This is a genomic window from Marinomonas polaris DSM 16579 (assembly GCF_900129155.1).
Lineage (GTDB): Bacteria > Pseudomonadota > Gammaproteobacteria > Pseudomonadales > Marinomonadaceae > Marinomonas > Marinomonas polaris.
Genome location: NZ_FQVF01000014.1, coordinates 37,431 through 54,391 on the forward strand (window position 1 = coordinate 37,431; position 16,961 = coordinate 54,391).

The window sequence follows — 16,961 nt, forward strand, 5'->3', positions numbered from 1 at the left end:
TTAAAACCCAAAAGAATCGTCGAGGTGTAACATGAGTAATTTATCAAAACGTTCAACTGTTTATTTTGAACCCGCTATCCATCAAGCGTTAAAAATGCGAGCGGCATCATCAGATGTTTCTATTTCAGAACTAATTGATGAAGCGGTACGCTTGCTTATGAGAGAAGATCAAGAAGACCTCGCTGCCATGTCAGAACGAGTAAATGAGCCAGAAGTGACTTATGAAGTTTTTCTAAACGAGCTGAAAGCGAATGGCAAAATATAAAATTTCTTTTAAAAAGTCAGTAGGAAAAGATTTTAAGAATATTCCTAAAAAAGACGTACCCAAAATACTTCAAAAGATTGAAAGTCTTGCAGACAACCCAAGAGCAGAAGGCTGCATCAAACTATCGGGTTTAGATAATTATCGCGTAAGGCAAGGTTTATATCGGATCATCTATCAGATAAGAGATGACGTATTGATCATAAACGTGATTAAAGTTGCACATAGATCTTCCGTATACAAAAACAATTAGCTTTGCTCTTGGTTTTCTCCTTGCTTCACATAAATGACCGAATACTTTGCGCCCTAACTCATTCACCCGTAAGGTACGATGAGCGAAGCGGTTTTTATATATTTTAAAAAGTGCCGCGAAAGCGAAGCTTTCCTTTGTACGTAGAGCGTTATCTAGGAGTAGAAATAGGCGAAATGGAATAGTGTTCTACACTGCGTGAATATACAGTTTATTTTTCATTACGTGGATTTCTGGTTTGTTTTGTCTGAAAAATAATCAAAAAAGTGTGTGTTTTTACTGGTGGCTGGTTAGAAAGTCTTTTAGTATCAATGAATAAGAATCCACAGAGCAGAAATAACGCGCTGTGGATAAAAGGAATAACACGCATGCTCGTTTTTCCAGTTTTCACTTTTGTGAATAGTTTTATAAAACTTTTATTATTCAATTGTTTATAAGGTTTTTTGGACAGTTTTGAAATTGTCTAAACGAGCATGCGCACTATTAAAATGTTATAAGGAAAACAATAATACATGTGGAGCTCTTTAGTTGCTTTTTGGGATGCAAATAGTTCAAGCATCATTATTTCACTCTTAGTCGGCTTTGTATTCTTCATTCTGGGGCCTCTTGGCCTTTGGTTCTCTGGGAAGAAAATTCGCCGTGAACGAGTCAGGAAATCAAAAGAGATTCTTATTGATCTTCTCGAAGGAATGATCGTTAACCAAGCCTCTATCGATGAGAAAAAGCTAAGATCTATATTTCGTGCAGTGGAACGAGATAACGATATCGACCTATCTGGTGACTACCATATTGACCATTGGTTGGGTGACGTTGTGTTGCGCTTTGAAAGAAGCCGACATCTGAGTGCAGATCAAAAACAGCACTACTACGAAGCCGTTAGAAAAATCACAGATGAAATGCATAGCATTGTCGATAAAAAAACCACTTTAGAAGTACCAAGGAAATATGAGCCTGTACTCAATGATCTAAAAGCCGCTATATCAAATAATGAAAGAGAGGAAGCGTCGCATATATTAAGTGAATTACAGCGTGCGTTGATAGCGCGCGAGCGTAGCCAAGATCCAATTTTAAACGTTTTCCGCCTTTATCTGCGCATGTATCAACGCAGTCCGATTACTTTCTTTGTGGCTGGCGCTCTAGTAATAGTTGTTTACGCAATAATTCTTGTGAAATTTATACCTAAATTTTCCTTATAACAAATGGTTCAAATCGTTCGCTTCGCTCACTGGGACGGGCTAAAGCCCGCCCCTTAACCAAACGTTAGGCTTCATATTTAGTTTAGTAGGGACTTTATGGACAAAGGCATCATTGTTTATTGGTCAGAATCTCAAGAGGTCATTAAGTTTGATTATGATAACTTCGAATCTATTGGGCTAGTTCGTTCGTCATCGGAACTATGGGATTCTGGTGGTGAATATAACTACGTTATCGAACCACAGATTAACAAATTAGAAGATGGCATGGTTGAAGTAAAAATAAAGTATGATTCTAGTGTCAATACGGATATCGACCCGGATGAAGTATGCTGGGGTACAAGTACCTTGCTCTTAAAACCTAATGAACATTCAGGTGAAGCTCATTGGCTTGATGATGTCGATCATTCACATAATGGCATTTGTCGCTGGGTTCGCTTAGATTCCCCTTTAAAGTCGTCACAGCGTAGAAGAGTAACTTCAACGAAGTTACAGAGAGAACAAGCTCAATTTAGAAAGTTATTAATGAAGCTTGATAAATGTTGTGTTCTTACTGGAGAAGAAAGCAACACTGTTCTTGAAGCAGCTCACATTATACCTGTGGCTGAAGGAGGTTCTGATATTCCATCAAATGGCATTGTTTTGAGGTGTGATCTACACAAACTATATGATTCGGCAGCATTTAAGTTTGATAGCTATGGTAATGTTCATGTGAATTCAGAGGCATGTAGCAGTTATTATGCGAAGCTTTTGACTGACACTAAATTGCCTCGCTCTACTTTAGAAAGGGTGAAGCAAGCCTTGGTCGTAAAAGAAGTCTAACAAAGCGTTCAAAGACGGATTCACAACGCTGGCGGTTTCAGTTCTAGTCAGGTTTAGTGTTGAAGGTACAATGGTTTAGGTTTGGTGGTTGTCGTTGTTCACCACTTAACGCGGGCGTTATGTGTTTAGGAAAGTTCATTGGAAAATCAGTTAGATTTATTAGCATTTGAGTTTTTTAAGCTATTTGCACGATACGAATCCTCGCTCAAAGAAAGGGGATTTTTTGTAGTGAATAGAGGTAAATTAATAGTCGATTGGGATCGATACGCAAATCAAGAAATTGGTAACGATTTTCTCAATGAGTTAGGTGAAGAGAGACAAGTCGCAGAATATATTTTAAATTCTCCACCTAAAAAGCAATCGGCTAACGAAGAAAACCAAATCATTTGGGTTGATGTCCCTAACAACGAGCAAAGCGTACAAATGCTATTTGCGCATATATCAAGGATAAGAAACAACCTTTACCACGGAGCAAAATTTAATGGTACGTGGTTTGATCCTGAACGTAGCAGTTTATTATTAAGTAATGCTTTGACTATCTTAAAGTTTTACCAAAATAGGCTTGGCATTTAAAACACATAACAAGGTTGTCAACGCGGACAAAAAACTGTTGGCTGTTACGCTTCGCTTCACATTTTAGTCAACAATTTTTAGCCGGTTACAACGGCGTTATGCGGAATATATGAATAATTGGATCGAAATTAACAGACCGGTAGATGTAGAAGCTGATATTCCCTTAAAGGATCAGGCCCCCGTTGAAATTAAGGATCGCTATGTTAGCGATTATAAAGGCAGATTTATCGCATGGATCAGTGAAGATAGAAAAAAGATAGGCTGTATAAAAAATAATAGAAGTATAAGTGCAAGCTTAGTTGAAGCTCATTCTATACAGCTCTATGAAATGGAGCCTGCAAAAGGTAATGGTTTTGTTGGTTTGGATATTATATCTGCCAGTGGCGAATCCCTTGCTGTTATTGCTGCTTCCAGATATTCGGTGAAGTCCTTAAATTGGCTTAAAGAAATACAGCCTATTCTAGCAAGTGCATTTGATTTACAAGAAACATATGAATATCAGGGCAAAGACGCATAACAAAAAAAAGCAGCGGATAAACCGCTGCTTTGAGGCGTTATAAATCTACAGGAAAAAGATGAACGAAATTTTGTCATATCATGGCACATTAGAGTCTGATGGAAACAATATTGTTTCTGGTGCTATTGGCGTAAAGTTGGGCGGTGGAGAACTGGGACAAGGTTTCTATCTCGGAGATATGGCACATGAAGCGTTTGCTTGGGCAAAAAAGAGAGGAGCAAGGTATAAAAAGCCATATGCTGTAGTAAAGTTTGAAATGACTGAAATGGATTTTTTTAGTTTCGATATATTATCCATTGACCGTGATATCGCGCTTTACTGGAAACGAAAGATCAAATACAAAGGAGTGCCACAATCTTATAACTTTGGTGTTGATATGGTTTGGTCTCCAATTGTAGGTGGGAATATCGAAGATGCAAATCAGTATAAGTGGGAGTCAGCTTCCGCAGAGAAATACTTAAACGGTAGTTCTGTTCTAAGGGTCAAAGTTTGAAAAACACCGTCCAATATTTATCTTTTTATCCAGAAGCTGATGGTCTCGTCTTTCCACAAGAGCTACCAGAAGATTATTATTCACTAGGCAAGTTTTACGTTTTCGTTAATGGTAACGGTTGTTTGGCTCATCGATATTATTTTGATGCTGAAGACGAGGGTAAAGATGTAAGATTGACACTTGAGCGTCAAAAAAACAGTCCAAGTAGTAATATTTACATAGTCCGAACAAAGAAGTACGGTATTTTTCCTTTCGTAATTGAACCAACTCATTATCAATATGTAGGTCGTTTACAAAACTTACAAAGTTTTCGACTCTTTAGGGTAATACCGCTAAACCTTGCTAAATTGGAGGAGGCGTGCATGAGATATAGGTTTTTTTTCTGCGGCGCAAACGATTTATAACAAAGCATTTAAGAGTGATTCCAACGCATGGCATTTTTCATTCCATCGTTGGGTTTGGTGGTAGCGTTGCTCACACCTTAATGAGGCGTTAGAATACAACCCAACCCTGTCTATAGAAACCACAACCCTGCAACAAGGGTACTTACCAAAGGGCCCTTGCTCCCCCCCCACGCAATCACTTCCAAACCGGTTTTCTCACTTCTTGATCCACATCCGCAGCAGTTAAACCGAGGTCTTTTAGTTGAGCGTCGTTGAGTTGGCTCAGTCTGTTTCTTGTACGCCAGTTGTGCGCTATTTTGGCTAGGCGTTGTTTCCATGTGTTTTCTTTTAGTTTAGCTAATGAGTTTTTGCAGCTAGTAGTTATGTCTAGTTGGTTTTTTTCGTGGTTGTTCATTTCTTCTGATGTGCAGTTTTTCATGGCGCTATCCTTTTCTCTGTTAATTAGTTTGTTTGCTTTATGTTCAAATAATCGGCTTTTAATTGCGGTGCGACAAACGAGAAAAAGTGTTTTATAGTTAAGAAAATCTTACTTATAAAAGGTGCTTTCCATGTCTTCTAATCGAGCTTTACCGCCGCTGAAATCTTTGCAGGCGTTTCGTTATGCGGCGCAGACGTTGAGCTTTAAAAAGGCGGCGGAGTCTCTTTTTGTGACGCAGGCGGCGGTGAGTCAGCAGATCAAAACTTTGGAGCAGGCGTTGAGTGTTGAGTTGTTTGAACGACACACTCGCCAAGTGGTGCTGACGTCGGAAGGGCAGTATTTGTTTGACTACGTTGAGAGGGCATTTGGTTTATTGGAAGAAGGTGTGAAAGGCATTATGGAAGATCCTACGCCCAATACCTTGGTGATTAGTTCGGTGCCGTCGTTTTCGAGTCGTTGGTTGGTGTCGCGTTTGGGTGGGTTTCAATCGCAAGAGCCGGAGATTAACCTTCGCCTAAGTCCGAGTATTGATTTATCGACTTTTACTGATAGTGATTTGGATTTGTGTATTCGCTTAGGTCGAGGTGAATATGCGGGGCTGAAATCGCAATTGTTATTCAGGGAACATTTGGTGCTGGTTTGCCATCCTTCGATAATTAATCTGGACCAGCCAATTAAGGCGCAGTTAATCAATATTCCGATTATTACTGATACTGGGCCAGATGTTCGGCATGTATGGCCTGTGTTGCAGCGGTTTTTGGATCTTTACGATATGCCGATGAAATCGCATTTGCATGTGGCGGATTCGACTTCCTTGGTGGAGGCGTTGTTGTCTCAACAAGGTTTGGCAATGATGCGTTATGGTTTGGTGTATGAGCTAATTGAGAAGGGGCAGTTGATTTCTCCGCTGCCTATTTATATGAAGTCGCAGTATGACTTTTATCTTGTTGCGCCTGCGCCGCATTTTAAGTATCAAAAGGTGATGACGTTCAAACGCTGGATTGAAGATGAGGTAAAGGTGATTGATTCCTCTTGGAAGGCGTATTTGAAAAATAACCCTGATATGGAAGAGGTTAAAGTGTAGTTTTAATTCATTGCTATCTAGAATTTATCCTTGCTAAGGAATATGCGATAAAGTCAGCAGCATGAGATAGTTTTGCTGACTCAGTCCTATGAAGCCTTCTTTCTGATATGAACCAACTCTCCTTCGCAGACACTGAATTTACTAATAAATGCCGCAAGACCCGAAAAGAGCTCTTTCTCCGAAGAAAGGGTGAGTTAATTTAATTCCTTGGCGGCAGCTTCGCAAATTGAACCCTTTTATCCAAAAGCTGGCTATGGCCGTCATCTATACCGGCTCGCCAGGATGCTACGTATTCACTTTATGCAGAACTGGAACAACATGGGTGATCCAGCTATGGAAGACTGTTTACGATAATCGCTCAAATCAATGGTAGGTTGAAGTGCAAAGAAATGTAACAAGGATGCTTTGTTACATGCTTTTTTTCAGTATTTTACTGATTTTTTTGTGTTGTTCACCATTATGCTTCTAATCAGGCTATACAATTTTAGCTAAGCGTTTTTATAATCTTTTAAATATAAAAAAAGGTATTTTTATGTCCACGGTTCGAATTATTGCTCGTCATACTGGTTTTTCAATTGCAACCATTTCAAGAGCGATTAATGAACCTAATAAAGTTTCGGTAGAAACCCTTGCAGTTGTTAGAAATGCAATGCAAGAACTAAACTATGAAAAAAAGGAAAAAATTAAAAAAAAGAGCAATATTTTTGGTGTTATTTTTCCCAATATCTCTAATCCTTTTTTTTCAGAATTATTAGGAGTTCTAGAGAATGAGGCGTTTCATAATGGACGATGTATTCTTTTTTTTAATAGCCGTCATAATCTACACCAAGAAAAAATTGCTTTAGCTGAGTGTAAAAGTCATGGGGTTGACGGTGTTTTTTTAGTTCCTCATTCAACATCGCCGGAGTATTTACAAACAATTAAAAACCTTCCATTTCCAACAGTATTACTAACACAAACATCTCCCTGCCTTCCTAGCGTTGGTGTTGATCATATTGAGGGAGGGCGTTTAGTGGCCGATCACTTTTTTTCTTCTGGTCATAACAAGATTGGATATATAGGTCCAATCTCTAAACAGGAAGGGAAGTATATTGGTTTTATAAATAGGCTTAATGAACTTGGTATTAATATTAGTGAAGAATTTCAATTCAATGCTGTGGAAGGGACTTTTCTGAAAGGATTTATTAATAGTTGTATAGATGAGAATCAAAATTTAAAGATATCTGCTTTATTTTGTATGAATGATATGGTGGCGCAAAAAGTAATTGAAATATTGACGGAATTTGGATTTGTTATTCCAAAAGATCTTGTGGTTGTTGGTTTTGATAACACTTTTACTTCAAGGATACTGGGAATAACAAGTGTTTCTCAGCCGATGCAAGAAATTGCACACGTTGGTTTTCAAGAAATGCTCGATTTGATAAAAGAAAATAAAAAATTTGAAAATTATTCTGCGCAATTATTATTGCCTAGATTGGTGCTAAGAGAAAGTTCTCTTCAATTAAAAAGGAAATAAAAATGAAAAAAATAAAAATTCCATTATTAACTGGACTTTTAGCGTTAACTGCCTCTGATTTTCTACAAGCGAAGCAAGTAACTGCTTGGGTTATTGATGGTGAATCAGAACGCCAATACTTTGTACAAATGGAAAAGGATTTTAATGAAAAATTTGCAGGGCAAGATGTTTCGCTAAAAATTCAACCCATACCTTCTTATGACGATGCAATCCGAGCTGCTTGGATGTCAAATGACTTACCTGATGTGGTAATGGTTGATGGTCCAAACATGGCCAACTACATTTGGTCAGGTATGTTACAACCTATTGGTAATATGCTGGATAAAGAGGTGCTTGAACAAATTTTACCCGGTGTGAGAGCTCAAGGAACTTATAGTCCAGATAACAAGATCTATATGTTAAGCCAAGGTGACTCATCGGTTTTGTTGTGGGGAAATAAAAAGTATTTAGACAAGGCGGGTATCGTTGCTCCTCAAACAATTGAGGATGCTTGGGATTACGACCAATTTACTGAGGTGTTGAAAAAGTTATCTAAAGTTGATGGCGTGAAATGGCCCCTTGATTTTAAATTAGGCAATGGTGGGGAGTGGAATACTTATGGTTATTATCCCTTCATTAAATCCGCTGGTGGAGACATTATCAATCAAAAAACCTGGAAAGCAGACGGAACAATTAATAGCAAAGAAACCAAATCCGCTATCAATAAAATGAAAAGCTGGATAGATAGTGGCTATATTGTTCCTGCGACCGCTGGAGATAACCGTTTTTTTGGTGATAAAACAGCTGCTTTGTCTTGGGTAGGTAACTGGATGTGGCGTTCTCATTCGCAAGCATTAGGCGATGACCTTGTTTTAATTCCAGCTCCTAGGTTTGGTGAGCATTCGTATGCACCAAATGGTGGTTGGGGATGGGCTGTGCCATCTTCATCAAACAATACAAAAGATATTACTACTTTTTTAAACTTTGTGTTGTCGGCTGATCAAGTTGCGAAGTGGAGTACTGCTACTGGTTATATCCCTGCTCGTCGAGATTCAATAAAAATGACACCAATGTTTGCTGAAGGTGGTAAGGCTGAAATGTTAGCCTTGCAAGCACAAGAAATTGCAGTAGTACGCCCAGTACATCCAGCCTATCCGGTCATTACCAGTGAGTTTGGTAAAGCGCTAAAGAATATTTTCGAAGGTGCAGATATAGATACCGCATTAAATCGGGCTGCGATGGCGATTGATGATGATATCGAAGACAACATGAATTACCCACCATTTGATAAATAACATTTAAATTGTTGGCAATATTTTATTGCCAACTTCCTTTTTAAATTTCACGGACACCTATTATGAAAAGTTATAAACGCTTTTTACCTGAAGTGGGGATGCTATTGCCTGCGATTATATTAATGGTTGTTTTTATTTTTATTCCATTTTTCTTGTCAGGGTATTTTTCATTCACTAACGAGAGATTAATGCCGAGGCCGATTCCAACACAATGGATAGGGTTAAGAAATTACGAACGTATACTGGCCGATAGTGAGTTTTGGATGTCAGTAAAAAATACACTTTATTTTGCTATTGTTGTTATTCCAATTCAATTGAGTTTGTCGTTAGCGTCTGCAATTTTATTAAACAGTAAACTTAAGTTTATTGCTGTCTTTAGAGGTATTACTATTTTACCAATACTGACCCCTATCACCGTTATTGTTGTAATTTGGGCTGCTATTTTTCAAACGCCAGATGGATTATTAAATGGAATTTATCAATGGTTAACTGGCACTTATGATTACATCGATTGGTTAGGTGATGAAACAATCGCAATGTTATCCATTGTTATTTTATCAATTTGGGCTTCGTTTCCATTTCAAATGTTAATCTACTTAGCTGGTTTACAAGAGATTCCAAAAGATCGTTATGAGGCAGCAGAGATTGATGGTTTTAATAAATGGCAGCAGTTTAGATATATCACTTTTCCTGGTTTGAGAAATACCAATATCTTTGTGGTAATCATTACCACAATTGGAGCGTTAAGCCTGTTTACTCAAGTGAATATTTTAACTGGAGGTGGGCCAAATGGTTCTACCACAACCATTATTCAGTATATGTTTAGTAATGGTTTTTCATCTCAAAAAATTGGCTATGCCTCTGCTGTATCCGTCATATTTTTTATTACAGTTGCCTCACTTGGTTTACTTCAACGTCGTCTAATGAGAAATGAATAGGAATTGAAGAATGCAATATTTTAAGTACTTTTTAGCATTTATGCTGTCTATGTTTATTCTGATTCCATTAATGATGGCAGTAACAATTAGTTTAAATCCATCTAATACTGATATTTTGTCGAACATGGGGTCTTGGAAAAGTTTTATTCCTCAGGTGTTTTCTTTTGATAACTATCGTGCCGTTTGGTCAGATCCATATCATCCTTTTGGTCTTTATCTATTTAATACATTTTTTATTACTTCAATATCATTAACCTTATCATTGATGGTTAACTCTTGTGCGGCTTTTTCGCTAGCATGGGGGGAGGGGAAATACCGGAAGTATATATTAGGTGCAATTATTTCTGTGCTAGCGATTCCCGGAGAAAGTTTAGTTTTACCGCAGTTATTAATGGTAAGTAAAGCCAACCTTGTTGATACCTATACAGTACAAATTCTACCGGGACTTGCAAATGCGTTCTTTATATTCTTGTTTTATCAATTTTTCAGCAAGATACCAAAAGATCTCATTGACGCAGCAAGGGTAGATGGTTTTAGTCTATTTCAAACCTACCTGAAAATTGCTTTACCTTTGTCAAAACCAGTGTGTGTCACTGTTTGTATTTTACATTTTCTAGGTATTTGGAATAGTTATCTATGGCCCATTATGGTAACTCGTGGTCCAGAAGTTCGTCCATTATCTGTCGCTATGGCTGCATACTTTGGTAGTAATCAAACTCAATGGGGTAACGTTATGGCATTTGCTGTTTGCATGGCCATACCTGTCATTATCTTCTTTTTAATTATTCAGCGTCAATTTATCGCTAGTATTACTGGTTCATCTGTTAAAGGTTAATTTTAATGTCAAGTAAAAATGATTTATATAGACCCGCGATACATTTCTCTCCCGCCTTTGGTTGGCTTAATGATCCCAATGGTCTGGTTTACTCTGAGGGTCAATGGCATATGTTCTACCAGTATTATCCAATGGATACTGTTTGGGGGCCAATGCACTGGGGGCATGCAGTCAGTCAAAACTTGGTAACTTGGCAGCATTACCCAATCGCTTTGGCTCCTGATGAATTAGGTAATATGTTTTCGGGATCAGCGATTGTTGATAAAGCTAATACAAGTGGTCTTTTTGAGAAAGAATCTGAGGCTAATTTGGTGGCTTATTATACTGCAAGCTTGCCGAGCTCAGATACTTCGTTGGCTGATTATCAGACGCAGTGTTTAGCCTATAGTGTTGATCAGGGTTTGAATTGGATAAAGTACGAGCAAAACCCTATTTTAAATAATCCTAAAATAGAGTGTTTCCGTGATCCGAAAGTATTTTGGTTTGAGCAAGCTAAGCACTGGGTGATGGTGATTACTCATGGACAATCGATTGGTATTTATTACTCTAAAAATATGGTCGACTGGGAATTAAGCTCTGACTTTGGAGCAGAAGAGGGGCACCATAGTAATGGACCATGGGAATGTCCTGATCTGTTTCCATTGACAGCGCAAAATGGCGTGACTAAATGGATAATGGTTGTCGGTATCGGCGATGGTTGTTATGCCCCTGGCTCAGGTACGCAATATTTTATTGGTGATTTCGATGGTAAAAAATTTACTAACGATGGCCCTGCTGACAAAGTATTGTGGATGGACTATGGACGAGATTATTACGCTACACAAAGTTGGTTTAATGCACCTGATAATAAAAGAATTGCTATTTCTTGGATGAGTAACTGGCGATATGCTCGTCAAACTGAAACAAAAACATTCCGTGGTATTATGACTTTACCTAGAGAATTTAGTTTGATTCTTAATGAAAGTGGCCATTATATTTTGAGACAGTCGTTTTATGAATCGGTGTCTTATTTTTTAAATGAAACAATGCCAAATGATAATGTTGGTGTTTTTCGCGTGAAGGGCAAAGTAATGCTTGAAATAGGCGAGGAAATTGAAATCAATTTATTTGAAGAAGACTGCCCTCAGTTTATATTCAAGAGGCTTGATGCGAAAACAATTTCTATTATTAATAATCGTCTTTATCTAGGCTCAGATAAAGTTATGGAAGATGAATTTCCTCATAACTATACCTCGAATATCACTAATGAAAAGTTTGAAAATGATCTTGAAATAATAGTTGATAAAGGCGCTGTTGAACTTCTTTTCGCTGATGGTACCTTTAGTATGACTCAACTGTATTTCCCCGATAAAATCGAAAATAAAATTCAAATAACTGGCTCTGGTCAATTTTTATCTATCGCTGAAGATTCCAAATAATATAAGAGTAATAATATGTCAAATTTGAAATTAAGTGGAATAAGTAAATCTTTCGATGGCATTAAAACCATTCATGATGTTGATCTAGATATTAAAGATGGTGAGTTTGTTGTCTTTGTTGGTCCATCTGGTTGTGGTAAATCTACATTATTAAGATTAATTGCCGGGCTTGAAAAAGTTACAGAGGGTGAAATTAATATAGGAGGCCGAGTTGTTAATGATTTAGAGCCTTCTAAGCGTGGTATATCTATGGTGTTTCAATCATATGCGCTGTATCCACACATGACAGTTCGACAAAATATGAGTGTCGGTCTTAAAGTTGCCGGTTTGAAAAAAAGTGAGATTGAAAGAAAAGTTAATGAAGCGGCTAAAATTTTACAATTAGATGATTTAATGGAGCGTAAGCCCGCACAATTATCTGGAGGTCAAAGACAGCGTGTTGCTATTGGCCGCTCTATTGTTCGTAATCCAGATGTATTCTTATTTGATGAACCGTTATCAAATTTGGATGCCGAGTTGCGTGTAAAGATGCGTTTAGAAATTACTGCATTGCATGAGCAACTTAAAAGCACAATGATCTATGTTACTCATGATCAAGTTGAAGCAATGACTATGGCCGATAAAATCGTCGTATTAAAAGAGGGTAGAGTCGTGCAAGTTGGTTCTCCTCTGGAATTATATAATAATCCAGTTAATCAATTTGTTGGCGGTTTTATAGGCTCACCAAGAATGAATTTCATTGCTGCTTCTTTTCATAAACAAGAAGGCAAGAATATTACATTAAAAACAAAGACTGGTGAAAATGTTGACTTTGCCCTGGACACGGATACGACACTAAAAAATGATCCCCTATCAATCGGCATTCGTCCTGAACATATTGCGTTAGGAAATAAATATTCAGTCAAAATTAGGCTAAAAATAAAGGCTATCGAATTGCTTGGAGGGACAAGTTATGTTCATGGAAGTCAAGCAAATGGTGAAGACTTAATTATTGAAATAAAATCAGAGAATATGCTAGAACGTCATAAAGAATATGATTTCTCTTTTTGTCCTTCACGATGCCATGTTTTTGACCATTTAGGTAATGTAATTAAACTTGCTAGAAATTAATTTTATTTGAAGTAGATGGCGAAAGTGATTTGCTTCTTTTTCTCTGAGGCAAACCAAGGTAGTTAGGGAACATGGGATCAAGCCTGGTTGCTTTCCAATAAGCTATTTCATACAGTTCGATGTATTCTAAAATGTAGTTTTAGAATACATCGAACGCTTACTTAGGGCGTTAGCACCTAAATTCCCTTTCATTTTACGGATTAACCTGTTGCAGAGCGCATCAGCTGGTCAAGTCGTAGCAGATCTTTAAAAGCAAAAAGACCGCAAGTTTATTGTCATTTTAAAATAAGCCTTTATAGACTGCTTTTCTAAAGCCGAATAGGCATTTCAGTATTCTAAACATATACTTAACTTTCGCTCGGATGCTCGCTTTTAAGTACTCAGTTCCGGTTTTTGGTTGAGCTAGCGGCTCCGATGATCGTCGCATCAACGGTCGATCGTTTCTTAAAGTAAGTGCCCGAGTCAGACAAGTCACTCGTTTACTCCTATAAAGAGCGTACGACTATGCTTTTCGGAGAGAAGGCTTCACAGGAGTGAGTAAGCAAAACTATTTCATACTGCTGACTTATCGCATATTCCCTAGGGTGTAGATTATTTTTTAGGAAAAAAGCGGCGAATTTGTTACAGTCTGTCGTTAGTTAAAAATAAGGTAGCACCTCTGTATTATGCTCATTAGAAATTTATTCGGTTCATTGCCTACTTTTGCAGTTGAACCTGACCAATTCCAAGTTCTGCAATCTGCCCTTAGTTTTCGAGAATATTTATTAGAAGCGATCCATAACGCTACGTCGAGAATTTATCTTGTTGCGCTTTATCTTGAAAATGATGAAGCAGGCAGGGAGGTTTTGACGGCTGCTTATGAAGCCAAACAACGTAACCCTGAGTTAGATATTGTTATTTGTGTGGATTGGCATCGTGCTCAGCGCGGTTTGATCGGCGCAGAAAAAGCCAAAGGCAACGCCGCTATGTATCAGGCGTATGCTGAGAAATATGAGCATGCCATCCCAGTTTATGGTGTGCCGGTTCGTAATCGTGAAGTGTTTGGTGTTTTGCATTTGAAAGGTTTTATCATCGACGATGCGGTGATTTACAGCGGTGCGAGTTTAAACAACGTGTATCTGCATTATCAGGATCGCTATCGATTTGACCGTTACCATGTTATTCACAATCCATCGTTGGCAGACAGCATGGCGGGATTCATTCGTAAAGAGATGATCCAAAATCCTGCGGTGAATAATCTTGCTGAAACGGATTTGCCTTCAACGAAAGAGCTTAAATCAGCAATTCGACAGTTTAGAATTTCGCTTGGCAAGTCATCTTATGGTGGCGAAAAGCAAGTGGTAGGCGATCATCAGGTGGCGGTGACGCCTATGGTTGGCGTGGGTAAGCGTCACAATGTGCTTAACCAAAAAATCACTGCGCTGTTGGCGGATGCGAAACAAGAGATCGTGCTTTGTACGCCGTATTTCAACTTGCCTAAGGTGGTGTTGAGAGAAGTGAAGCGCGCTATTAAGCGTGGCGTGAAGGTTCATGTTGTGGTGGGTGATAAAACCGCCAACGACTTTTATATCGCGCCAGATCAGCCTTTTAAGGCAATTGGTGGTTTGCCGTATTTGTACGAGATGAATTTGCGTAAGTTTGCTCGCGCCAATGAAAGCCATATTGCGTCGGGTGGTTTGTCGATTCATTTATGGAAGCACGACAACAATAGTTATCACCTAAAAGGGCTTTGGGTAGATCGTCGTACCATGTTGCTAACAGGCAATAATGTGAACCCAAGAGCGTGGGCGCTTGATTTGGAAAACGGCTTATTGATTGAAGATCCAAATCAGCATTTGCTAGCTAAGTTTACTGCTGAGTTTGACAATATTCATAAGTATACGCAGCGAATCTCATCTTATAGTCAGCTTGAAACCATTCATGATTATCCAGTGAAAATCCAAAGGCTGCTAAAAAAAGTTATTCGAACACGGGCGGATAGATTACTTAAGCGGATTTTGTAGTTTTTGAGTGTGTTCTTTCTTAATTAAAGGGTTGAAGCTGTATGCTTCAACCCTTTTTTATTTGATCTAATTCTGATTAATATCCAGCTGTATAGAGCCAATTCCCTCGATAGCACCGATGATTCTGTCTCCTTGTACTACGGGACCGACACCGTCTGGTGTGCCTGTGTAAATTAAATCACCTGGTTGTAGGTGATAGAACTTAGACAAATGAGCGATGATCTCACGCACGTTCCAAATCAAAAGGTTGATATCCGAGGCTTGTTTTGTCTTACCATTGACTGCTAGCTCTATTTTACCTTGGGTAATGAAGCCCGTTTTTTTAATCGGAATTATAGGGGCCAGTATGGCGGATTCTTCGAAGTCTTTACCTAAATCCCATGGTCGACCGGTTTCACGGGCTTTTAATTGTAGGTCACGACGTGTCATGTCTAGTCCACAGGCGTAGCCGAAGATGATGTCTTCCGCTTGTTCTTCAGTGACGTTAAAACCTTCCTTGCCAATGGCAACAACAAATTCCATTTCATAATGATAGTTGGCAGTTTGTGGTGGATAGTTGATGCTTGAACCACTGGACACGTAAGTACTGGCATCCTTGATAAAGTAAAAAGGTTCCTGCGTGGTTTTATCAACAGCGACGCCCATTTCTGCTGCATGGGCGTGGTAATTGCGGCCAACACAAAAAATCCGATGTATTGGAAATAGATTGTCTGAATCAGCAATTTTAGCTAAAACGGGTTTTTTGGCAGGAAACGCAAGTTTGTTCGTCATGATTTTGTCCTTTTATTAAATACAATGGAGGCAGAATAAACCGATTAAAAAATACCAAGATAACGATGAAGAGGAGCTTCGTCAGCGGTAATGATGAAAGCTGGTTCGGTGGTAGAGGCATTGCTTATGGTTATTTCTGTGTAACCAGGAGCGCTAAGGGTGTCTTTTTCTGTCCAATGGATAGAGTCATTGGTATCGACTTTTAGTGAGCCTTGGCCTTCTACAATATGAAAAACGCATGCTGTGGTGCGTTTGGGTATTGGTAAGGTTTCCCCAGGACGTAACATCATAGCTCCGAATCCAATACTCGGGAATAAACTGGAGCCTGTTTCAGGATTCACATAAGTAATACGTAACGGTCTATCACCATAGTGTTGTGCCATTTCCAGAAGACAAGCGCGGGTTTTTGTCCATGGATATCGCAACATAGGGGAGTCTACACTTGCTCGCTGGAAGTCAAATTCAGGTACTACTCCAGCGGCACTGTATTCAGCAAATGATTTGTCTCGTTCTAAGGTTGTAGTTTGAGGTTTTCCCTCGATTGCCCAAGAGCTTTCTAATTGATACATCAGGGGTAAATCTAAAATATCCAACCAAACAATAGCAGTGCCTCCATCATGCTGATGCTGATGCCATTTGCCTGATGGTGTCAGGATTAAATCTCCCCTTTCCATAATGCAAGGTTCGCCATCGACAATCGTCGTCGCTCCTTTTCCCTCGATAATAATGCGTACCGCATTCGGAGTGTGACGATGGTTGGGAGCGGTTTCACCAGGCAAAATCAATTGCAGGCCCATGTAAATACTCGGAGTAGCTTGCATGTTAGCGAGCCCGTGGCCTGGATTAGCCAATACCAACACTCGACGCTCAGCTTTTTCTATTGGCGTTAAATCACCAGCTTCAATCAACAAGGGACGAAGCTTATCAAAACGCCAATTTAGCGTTTGTGTTTTACGACTTGGGACTTTATGGGGCAAAACTGCTCGCATATTTGGCCACAATGGCACCAAATTCAATTCTGTTAATTTGTCGCGATAGGATTGAGGTAAATCCTCTAAAGTTCCTAATGATTGCATATGA

19 protein-coding genes and 2 pseudogenes are annotated in these 16,961 nt (G+C 38.8%); 17 read left to right on the forward strand and 4 right to left on the reverse strand.

The features are described from left to right. Nucleotides 1-31: 31 nt before the first annotated feature. The 8 genes from BUA59_RS14975 (at nt 32) to BUA59_RS15010 (ending at nt 4,514) form a co-directional block, all read left to right on the forward strand. A complete protein-coding gene (locus BUA59_RS14975; protein ID WP_072840504.1) occupies nt 32-265 on the forward strand; it encodes a ribbon-helix-helix domain-containing protein in 234 nt (77 codons plus the stop codon). Continuing rightward, a complete protein-coding gene (locus tag BUA59_RS14980) occupies nt 252-515 on the forward strand; it encodes a type II toxin-antitoxin system RelE family toxin (protein ID WP_072840505.1) in 264 nt (87 codons plus the stop codon). Before BUA59_RS14975 ends, BUA59_RS14980 begins: the two co-directional genes overlap by 14 nt. A gap of 509 nt (nt 516-1,024) precedes the next feature. Then, nucleotides 1,025-1,708 (forward strand): hypothetical protein, encoded by a 684-nt coding sequence (locus BUA59_RS14985; protein ID WP_072840506.1) that lies wholly within the window; start codon nt 1,025-1,027, stop codon nt 1,706-1,708. A gap of 96 nt (nt 1,709-1,804) precedes the next feature. Next, nucleotides 1,805-2,527, forward strand: coding sequence for an HNH endonuclease signature motif containing protein (locus tag BUA59_RS14990; protein ID WP_072840507.1), 723 nt, complete (start codon nt 1,805-1,807; stop codon nt 2,525-2,527). 138 nt (nt 2,528-2,665) lie between these two features. After that, nucleotides 2,666-3,100, forward strand: a complete 435-nt coding sequence (locus BUA59_RS14995; RefSeq protein WP_072840508.1) for a hypothetical protein — start codon at nt 2,666-2,668, stop codon at nt 3,098-3,100. 109 nt (nt 3,101-3,209) lie between these two features. Beyond that, nucleotides 3,210-3,617: a hypothetical protein gene (locus BUA59_RS15000; RefSeq protein ID WP_072840509.1), complete on the forward strand. Its 408-nt coding sequence runs from the start codon at nt 3,210-3,212 to the stop codon at nt 3,615-3,617. 58 nt (nt 3,618-3,675) lie between these two features. Next, on the forward strand, nt 3,676-4,110 hold the full coding sequence (locus BUA59_RS15005; RefSeq protein ID WP_072840510.1) for a hypothetical protein: 435 nt from the start codon (nt 3,676-3,678) through the stop codon (nt 4,108-4,110). Next, the gene (locus BUA59_RS15010; RefSeq protein WP_072840511.1) at nt 4,107-4,514 is read left to right on the forward strand and encodes a hypothetical protein; all 408 of its coding nucleotides are present in this window, start codon (nt 4,107-4,109) and stop codon (nt 4,512-4,514) included. The genes BUA59_RS15005 and BUA59_RS15010 overlap by 4 nt, the downstream gene beginning before the upstream one ends. A 175-nt stretch (nt 4,515-4,689) precedes the next feature. Here the strand turns inward: BUA59_RS15010 and BUA59_RS15015 are convergent, their stop codons facing one another. After that, nucleotides 4,690-4,932, reverse strand: a complete 243-nt coding sequence (locus BUA59_RS15015; RefSeq protein WP_072840512.1) for a DUF1127 domain-containing protein — start codon at nt 4,930-4,932, stop codon at nt 4,690-4,692. Between the two features lie 130 nt (nt 4,933-5,062). Here BUA59_RS15015 and BUA59_RS15020 point away from each other — a divergent pair, with 130 nt between their 5' ends. From BUA59_RS15020 to BUA59_RS15050, 8 genes and pseudogenes are all read left to right on the forward strand, one after another. Next, nucleotides 5,063-6,016 (forward strand): LysR substrate-binding domain-containing protein, encoded by a 954-nt coding sequence (locus BUA59_RS15020; protein WP_072840513.1) that lies wholly within the window; start codon nt 5,063-5,065, stop codon nt 6,014-6,016. 107 nt (nt 6,017-6,123) lie between these two features. Beyond that, a pseudogene (locus BUA59_RS24160) lies at nt 6,124-6,364 on the forward strand (transposase); the annotation flags it as partial. Nucleotides 6,365-6,548: 184 nt separating this feature from the next. Beyond that, the gene (locus BUA59_RS15025; protein ID WP_072840514.1) at nt 6,549-7,532 is read left to right on the forward strand and encodes a LacI family DNA-binding transcriptional regulator; all 984 of its coding nucleotides are present in this window, start codon (nt 6,549-6,551) and stop codon (nt 7,530-7,532) included. Between the two features lie 2 nt (nt 7,533-7,534). Continuing rightward, entirely contained in the window at nt 7,535-8,806 is a 1,272-nt protein-coding gene (locus tag BUA59_RS15030; protein ID WP_072840515.1) for an ABC transporter substrate-binding protein, read from the forward strand. A gap of 62 nt (nt 8,807-8,868) precedes the next feature. Then, nucleotides 8,869-9,744 carry a carbohydrate ABC transporter permease gene (locus BUA59_RS15035; RefSeq protein WP_072840516.1) on the forward strand — a complete coding sequence of 292 codons (876 nt, stop codon included), beginning with the start codon at nt 8,869-8,871 and terminating at the stop codon, nt 9,742-9,744. Nucleotides 9,745-9,754: 10 nt separating this feature from the next. Next, entirely contained in the window at nt 9,755-10,579 is an 825-nt protein-coding gene (locus BUA59_RS15040; RefSeq protein WP_072840517.1) for a carbohydrate ABC transporter permease, read from the forward strand. A 5-nt stretch (nt 10,580-10,584) separates the two neighbouring features. Next, a complete protein-coding gene (locus BUA59_RS15045) occupies nt 10,585-11,997 on the forward strand; it encodes a glycoside hydrolase family 32 protein (RefSeq protein WP_072840518.1) in 1,413 nt (470 codons plus the stop codon). 15 nt (nt 11,998-12,012) lie between these two features. Further along, nucleotides 12,013-13,107, forward strand: a complete 1,095-nt coding sequence (locus tag BUA59_RS15050) for an ABC transporter ATP-binding protein (RefSeq protein WP_072840519.1) — start codon at nt 12,013-12,015, stop codon at nt 13,105-13,107. A gap of 200 nt (nt 13,108-13,307) precedes the next feature. Here the strand turns inward: BUA59_RS15050 and BUA59_RS24165 are convergent. Beyond that, nucleotides 13,308-13,489 (reverse strand): annotated as a pseudogene (locus BUA59_RS24165) (IS5/IS1182 family transposase); the annotation flags it as partial. A 283-nt stretch (nt 13,490-13,772) separates the two neighbouring features. Here BUA59_RS24165 and pssA point away from each other — a divergent pair. Beyond that, entirely contained in the window at nt 13,773-15,110 is a 1,338-nt protein-coding gene (gene pssA, locus BUA59_RS15060; RefSeq protein ID WP_139248891.1) for a CDP-diacylglycerol--serine O-phosphatidyltransferase, read from the forward strand. Between the two features lie 66 nt (nt 15,111-15,176). Here pssA and BUA59_RS15065 read toward each other — a convergent pair whose 3' ends face one another. Beyond that, the gene (locus BUA59_RS15065) at nt 15,177-15,881 is read right to left on the reverse strand and encodes a fumarylacetoacetate hydrolase family protein (RefSeq protein WP_072840522.1); all 705 of its coding nucleotides are present in this window, start codon (nt 15,879-15,881) and stop codon (nt 15,177-15,179) included. Between the two features lie 44 nt (nt 15,882-15,925). Beyond that, on the reverse strand, nt 15,926-16,957 hold the full coding sequence (locus BUA59_RS15070; protein ID WP_072840523.1) for a cupin domain-containing protein: 1,032 nt from the start codon (nt 16,955-16,957) through the stop codon (nt 15,926-15,928). Between the last annotated feature and the right edge of the window lie 4 nt (nt 16,958-16,961).